The 6,942-nt window shown below is 61.7% G+C and carries 6 protein-coding genes; 5 read left to right on the top strand and 1 reads right to left on the bottom strand.

Annotation, left to right across the window (positions count from 1 at the left end):
- Together clpX and SKA58_RS08245 are read left to right on the top strand one after the other, a co-directional pair.
- A partial coding sequence (gene clpX / locus SKA58_RS08250) for an ATP-dependent Clp protease ATP-binding subunit ClpX (RefSeq protein ID WP_009821939.1) occupies nucleotides 1-886 on the top strand: 886 nt, incomplete at its 5' end.
- 370 nt (nucleotides 887-1,256) lie between these two features.
- Entirely contained in the window at nucleotides 1,257-3,731 is a 2,475-nt protein-coding gene (locus SKA58_RS08245; protein ID WP_009821938.1) for a TonB-dependent receptor, read from the top strand.
- A 305-nt stretch (nucleotides 3,732-4,036) separates the two neighbouring features.
- Here the strand turns inward: SKA58_RS08245 and mtgA are convergent, their stop codons facing one another.
- Nucleotides 4,037-4,735, bottom strand: coding sequence for a monofunctional biosynthetic peptidoglycan transglycosylase (mtgA, locus tag SKA58_RS08240; protein ID WP_037542306.1), 699 nt, complete (start codon nucleotides 4,733-4,735; stop codon nucleotides 4,037-4,039).
- Between the two features lie 91 nt (nucleotides 4,736-4,826).
- Between mtgA and hemB the strand changes: the two genes are divergently transcribed.
- The 3 genes from hemB to SKA58_RS08225 are packed head-to-tail and all read left to right on the top strand — an operon-like array spanning nucleotide 4,827 to nucleotide 6,941.
- Entirely contained in the window at nucleotides 4,827-5,822 is a 996-nt protein-coding gene (gene hemB / locus SKA58_RS08235) for a porphobilinogen synthase (protein ID WP_037542305.1), read from the top strand.
- Nucleotides 5,815-6,366, top strand: a complete 552-nt coding sequence (locus SKA58_RS08230) for a GNAT family N-acetyltransferase (RefSeq protein ID WP_009821935.1) — start codon at nucleotides 5,815-5,817, stop codon at nucleotides 6,364-6,366. Before hemB ends, SKA58_RS08230 begins: the two co-directional genes overlap by 8 nt.
- Nucleotides 6,363-6,941 carry a gamma carbonic anhydrase family protein gene (locus tag SKA58_RS08225; protein ID WP_009821934.1) on the top strand — a complete coding sequence of 193 codons (579 nt, stop codon included), beginning with the start codon at nucleotides 6,363-6,365 and terminating at the stop codon, nucleotides 6,939-6,941. Before SKA58_RS08230 ends, SKA58_RS08225 begins: the two co-directional genes overlap by 4 nt.
- Nucleotide 6,942 lies beyond the last annotated feature (1 nt).

Genomic DNA, 6,942 nt, shown 5'->3' with positions numbered 1-6,942 from the left:
GGCCCAGACGCTCGCCAAGACGTTCGACGTGCCCTTCACCATGGCGGACGCGACGACCCTGACCGAAGCGGGCTATGTCGGCGAGGATGTGGAGAATATCATTCTTAAGCTGCTCCAGGCGTCCGACTATAATGTCGAAAAGGCGCAGCGCGGCATCGTCTATATCGACGAAATCGACAAGATCAGCCGCAAGGCCGAGAATCCGTCGATCACGCGCGACGTGTCTGGCGAAGGCGTGCAGCAGGCACTGCTCAAGCTGATGGAGGGCACTACTGCCAGTGTGCCGCCCCAGGGTGGCCGCAAGCATCCGCAGCAGGAGTTTCTCCAGGTCGATACGACCAACATCCTGTTCATCTGCGGCGGCGCTTTCGCTGGCCTCGAAAAGATCATCGGCGATCGTCTGGAAGCCAAGTCGATCGGTTTCGGCGCCCATGTCGCCGCGCCCGAGGAGCGCAAGACCGGCGAACTGCTGCGTCAGAGCGAGCCTGAGGATCTGCTCAAATTCGGCCTGATCCCCGAATTTGTCGGCCGGTTGCCCGTCATCGCGACGCTGGAAGATCTGGATGTGTCCGCGCTCGTGAAGATCCTGGTCGAACCCAAGAACGCTCTGGTGAAGCAATATGCCAAGCTGTTCGACATGGAGAATGTCGAATTGAGCTTCACCGACGACGCTTTGACCGCGATTGCGAAGAAGGCGATCGAGCGCAAAACGGGCGCACGCGGTCTCCGCTCGATCCTCGAAGGGATTCTGCTCGACACGATGTTCGATCTGCCCTCGATGGAGGGCGTAGGCGAAGTGGTTGTGGACAAGGATGTCGTGGCCGGCACGAAGGAGCCGATTCGCGTCTTCAGCGAAACCAAGAAGCGCGCCGACGACGCAGCCTGATCCCTATCGGCGTCATCCGTTCCAAAATTCAGGAAAAAGCCGGCAAGCGATTGCCGGCTTTTTGCATTTTTCTTCGCCATCGCACAAATAATTTCGCTTCGTTGCAAAATTGCATCATACGCGCAGGAACCTTTGCAGTTCCTCCAATGTCACACAATTTCAACATATTAGGACAATAGGGGCGCTGTCGTCGACGCCATGGGCGCAGGCGGTGGGGGGAATGTGACAATCCCGATGATGCGCTGTAACAAAAATGCAAAGGGAGCATCACAGGGGCGACGCCAGAAGCCGCAAAGAGCGGCGTCAGCTTGAGAGAGCAAAGCAGTTTGAAGCGTGGCGGACGCCACTCTTGCAAAGGGACAAGGGTCAAATGAAACAGTTTCTCATGGGCAGCGCGGCGGTCCTCGCCGTTGCCATTCCTGGTGCTGCGCTCGCGCAGTCGACCGGTTCGCAGGATTTCGAAGACACGATCGTCGTGACTGGCGCGACCGTCGACCAGGGCGTCGGCGGCGTGAAGATCCCGGACTCGCCGAAGGCGAAGGTCGTTCTGACGCAGGAAATCATCGAACGTCAGCGTCCTGGCCAGTCGGTCAACGAAATCATCAATCTAGTGCCGGGCGTCAGCTTCACCAACAACGATCCTTGGGGTTCGTCGGGCGGCAGCTTCACCATCCGCGGCTTCAGCTCGGATCGTATCGCGCAGATCCTTGACGGTATTCCGCTCAACGACTCGGGCAACTACGCGATCTACACCAACCAGCAGGTTGACCCGGAAATCGTCGAAAGCATCAACGTCAACCTCGGCGCGACCGACGTCGACAGCCCGACCGCCGCTGCGGTTGGCGGCACCGTCAACATCAACACCATGGTGCCTAAGGATGATTTCGGCGGGATGGGTAGCGTCAGCTACGGCAACATCGTCGCCGACGGCTCGGGCGACCGTCCTTTCCATCGCGTGTTCGGCATGATCCAGACCGGCGATTTCACCGGCCATGGCACCAAGGCATGGGTGTCCGCCTCGCGCGCCTACAACAAGGCGAGCTTCGCCGATTATGGCAAGATTGAAAAGGCCCAGTATAACGGTAAGATCTGGCAGGATATCGGCGCGAATGGCGACTTCATCTCGCTCGCCGGCCACTATAACGTCAATCGCAACAACTTTGGTGGTTCGCCTGCCTCGGCCGCGGCGTTCAGCGGCGACAAGAGCGCGCGCTTCTACAATGTTTCGGGCGGCATTCCGTGCGAAATCAACACCGAAGCCAATCCGGCGATCGCGGATCAGACCAACAGCTGCGGCACGCAGTTCGAACGTCGCTACAACCCGTCGAACACCGGCAACGCGCGTCTCAGCACCCGCCTGACCCTGACCGATCGCCTGATCTTCTCGGCGGACGCGGCCTATCAATATGTAAAGGCGAACGGCGGCGGCACGACGTCCGCCTATGAAGCGCCCTTCTATTCGGGCACGGACGCACTGACCGGTTATTTCAACGGCAGCGCCTATTTCGGCCGGGATCTGAACGGTGATGGCACGCTCGGCGTTGACGCCAACGGCAATGGCCGGATCGATCCGGCGGAATCCGACCGCGTCCTCATCAACAACCCCAGCCAGACGCAGACGAAGCGCTATGTCGCGATCGCCAACCTCTCTTACGAGATTGACGAAAACAACCGCGTCCGTCTGTCGTACAGCTTCGACCGTGCCCGTCACCGCCAGACCGGCGAAGGCGCGCGCGTGCTGTTCAACGGCGAACCGACCGACGTCTTCCCGGTCAATGATCCGCTGACCGACGCGGACGGCAATGTCCTGCAAAAGCGTGACCGCAAATCCTATGCGACGCTCAACCAGGTCGCGGGCGAATATCGCGGCACCTTCTTTGACGATCTTCTGACCGTCAACCTTGGCGTCCGTGCGCCCTTCTTCAAGCGCGAACTGAACCAATATTGCTTCACCTCGGCGCCCAACGGCAACGTCAACTGCGTCGCTGGTGGCGACGTGGCGGCCTATGCCGCTGCCAACCCGACCTTCGCCGCGCCGCAGTCGCGTAACTATAAATATGACAAGCTGCTGCCGAACGTCGGCGCGATCTTCAAGATCACGCCGGAAATCAGCATCGCGGGCAGCTATGCCGCGAACATCTCGGTTCCCGGCACCGACACGCTCTACAACTCGATCTATCTGCCGGCCGAAAATGCCGCGTCGAAGCCGGTTGCGGAAACGTCGGACAGCTTCGACCTCGCCCTGCGCTACCAGAACAACATCGTGCAGGCGGCCGTCACCGGCTGGTATGCCAAGTATAAGAACCGCATCGCATCGGCCTACAGCATCGAATGCGATTGCTCGATCGACACCAATCTGGGTGGCGTGAAGAAATACGGCATCGATGCCAATGTGTCGGTCCGTCCGACCCCCGGCCTGTTGGTCTACGCCTTCGGTTCGTGGATCGAATCGGAAATCGGTTCTGACGTTCAGACCGGTCCGACCGACTTCGCCGCGACCAAGGGCAATCGCGAACGTGGCGCGCCGTCCTATCTGGTCGGCGGTCGTATCCAGGGTACGCTGGGCCCGGTCGATCTTGGCGCGCAGATCAAGCGCACCGGTTCGCGCTACCTGAACGACATCAACACGTTCAAGGTTGCTGGCTACACGGTCGTCGATCTCGACCTGCGCTACAACCTGGCCAATCTGGGCCTGGAAAAGTCCTTTGTTCAGTTCAACGTGTCGAACCTGTTTGATAAATTCTACATCGGGTCGTTCAGCGGTGGCCTGACGACGGCGTCGAGCACCTTCGTCAACTATGGCGCCCCGCGCGCCATCAGCGGTTCGCTGGTCGTCGCGTTCTGATCGACCGACGCAGGTAAAAGGAAAGGGCGGGGCGCGATCCCCGCCCTTTTTCTTTGGGCGCGCGACATGGCCCGTTGCGGGCTGCGCTCGCACGCTCCTATTTGGCTGGAAATGTTGGAAATTTCGCGGTTTATCCTGCTGGATGGAACAAGCCGCCACGTCCCATGCCCCCGATCGACCGCCAGCGCACAGCGCTGCCGCGCCTTCCGCTCACCTGTCGCTTCGGTGTCGCCTTGTGGTCGCTTCGTGGTCGCTTCGGGCCGAAAAAGCCCGACGACACTATGAACTTCGACAGACCGGGTCGGCTATTTCACACAGCGGTCCAGCCCATCGCGCTGCACCACGCCGATGCGCGTCGCGATCGTATTTCCATAGCGCCGCGTAAAGCCGCTCGGCGCCACCGCGGCGCGTTTCTTGGGCAGCGGCAGGACCGCGGCGATCCGCGCCGCCTCCGCCCGGCTCAACCGGTCCGCGCCATGACGGAAATAGCGGATCGCGCCGGCCTGCACGCCATAGGTGCCGATGCCGGTTTCCGCGACGTTCAAATAGACTTCCATGATCCGCCGCTTGCCCCAGATCGCCTCGATCAACACCGTGAACCAGGCTTCCAGCCCCTTGCGCACGAACCCGCCCCCTTGCCACAGGAACACATTTTTCGCCGTTTGCTGGCTGATCGTCGATCCGCCCCGGATGCGCCCGCCACTGGCATTGTGCATCGCCGCCTTGGCGATGGCGTCCACATCGAACCCGTGATGGCTACAGAATTTGCCATCCTCGGCCGCGATAGCAGCGCGCGCCATGTCGGGGTCGATATCCTTCAAGCTGGTCCAGTCCTTCGTGATGCCCTTGGGGTCGAGCAGCATCGTCATCGTGACCGGCGGCGGCACGAAGCGGTACAGCGTCACCAGCAGCAGCGACAGCAGAACGAAACCCGCGATGGCACGCAGCGGGATCGTGATCCAGCGGGATCGGCGGCGGCTGGGAAAGGCGGACTTGGCGGTCATGGACCTATCGATAGCGCCCCCCTCGCGTGCTTCAAGTGCAAGCGATGCGGCCATGCTTGATCGACCCTGCGGCCGCGCCTACACCCGATCCATGACCTATGCTCCCTATCCCGCGCTGCGCCTGCGCCGCACTCGCGCATCGGCGTGGAGCCGCGCCATGCATGCGGAAAACCGCCTGTCTCCCAGCGACTTCATCTGGCCCTTGTTCGTCACTGAAGGAGAGGGGGCGGAACAGCCGATCGGCGCGCTGCCCGGCGTGTCCCGCTGGTCCGTCGATGGCATCGTGGCCCGCGCGCGCGAAGCCCACGATGCCGGCATCCCGTGCCTAGCGCTGTTCCCCAATACCCAGGCGGACCGGCGCAGCGACGACGGCGCCGAAGCGCTCAATCCCGACAATCTGATGTGCCGCGCGATTCGCGCCATCAAGGATGCCGTTCCCGATATCGGCGTTCTAACCGACGTCGCGCTCGATCCCTATACCGTCCATGGGCAGGACGGCCTGCTCGACCCCACCGGCTATGTCGTCAATGACGCGACGGTGGACGTGCTGATCGGCCAGTCGCTGAACCAGGCGGCAGCGGGCGCGGACATCATCGCGCCCAGCGACATGATGGACGGCCGTGTCGGTGCGATCCGCGAGGCACTGGAGGAAACCGGCCACGCCAATGTCCAGATCATGGCCTATGCCGCCAAATATGCGAGCGCCTTTTACGGTCCTTTCCGCGACGCGGTAGGGTCGCGCGGCCTGCTCAAAGGCGACAAGAAAAACTATCAGATGGACCCCGCCAATGGCGAAGAAGCGCTGCGCGAAGTGGCGCTCGACCTGGCTGAAGGCGCGGACAGCGTCATGGTGAAGCCGGGCCTGCCCTATCTCGACATCGTCGCGCGCGTGCGCGACCGGTTCGCCGTCCCGGTCTTCGCCTATCAGGTGTCGGGCGAATATGCGATGATCGAACATGCTGCCGCGGCAGGCGCGGGCGATCGCGACGCGCTGATCCTTGAAACGCTGATGGCGTTCAAGCGGGCGGGCTGTTCGGGCGTGCTGACCTACCACGCGCTCCACGCCGCGCGGTTGCTGCATGGCTGAATTTTGTCTGGAAACGGACAGGCTATGGTTGCGCGCATGGCGGTCGGGTGACGCTGAACCTTTCAGGCGATCGCTGGATACGGATGAGGTCACGCGCTGGCTCGGCGGCCGGCAGCCGGCTGAATATTATGACCGTCTTTGCGCAGCTATGCAGCAGAGCCAGGCTGAGCACGGCCACTGTTTCTGGATCATGGAAGACAAGGCCGAAGGGGCGATCATCGGATTTTGCGGGCCGCGGCGCGGGCGGCATGTCGGAACGCCCATCCATGGCGCTCTGGAACTGGGGTGGCGGCTGGCCTCGTCGCATTGGGGCAAGGGCTATGCCAAGGAAGCCGCAGCCGCAACTGTGCAATGGTGCCGCAAGCATCGTCCGCTCGACGGCCGGCTGATCGCCTATACGGTTCCCGGCAACAGCGCGTCCCGGGGTCTGATGACGGCGCTGGGAATGCAGCGGCAACCGAATATGGACTTCGATCATCCCGATCTGCCATCCGGGCATCCCCTGCGCCGGCATATTACTTACACATTGGAGCATCCGGCATGACGGCCCATCCTGAAACGAGCATCATTCCTTTCAACGGCAGGACGCCTGTCATTCATCCAAGCGCCTTCATCGCGCCCGGCTGCCGGATCATTGGAGACGTGAAAATCGGCGAGGATGCCAGCATCTGGTATAATTGCGTCCTGCGCGCCGACGTGAACCGCATCCGGATCGGCGCACGGACCAACATCCAGGATGGAACGGTCGTTCACTGCGACAGTCCCGGTGATCGCGCTGACGGCCGACCGCTTGATGGATGGCCCACGATTATCGGTGACGATGTGCTGATCGGCCATATGGCGATGGTGCATGGTTGCGTGCTGGAGGACCGCGCCTTTGTCGGGCTGGGCGCGATCGTCATGAGCGGCTGCACAGTGGAAAGCGACGCCATGCTGGCGGCGGGCGCCATGCTGACATCGGGCAAGACGGTGGCACACCGGCAATTATGGGCGGGTCGTCCGGCCAAATATATGCGTGATCTCAGTGATGAAGCACTGATCGACATGCGCGAAGGCGTCGATCATTATGTCCATAATGGCAAAGCCCACAAAGGCTCTGTCAAGGCGAACTATGGGTGAC

Source organism: Sphingomonas sp. SKA58 (assembly GCF_000153545.1).
Lineage (GTDB): Bacteria > Pseudomonadota > Alphaproteobacteria > Sphingomonadales > Sphingomonadaceae > Sphingobium > Sphingobium soli.
The sequence above is the reverse complement of the archived record's forward strand: the minus strand, read 5'-3'. Positions and strand labels throughout refer to the sequence as shown.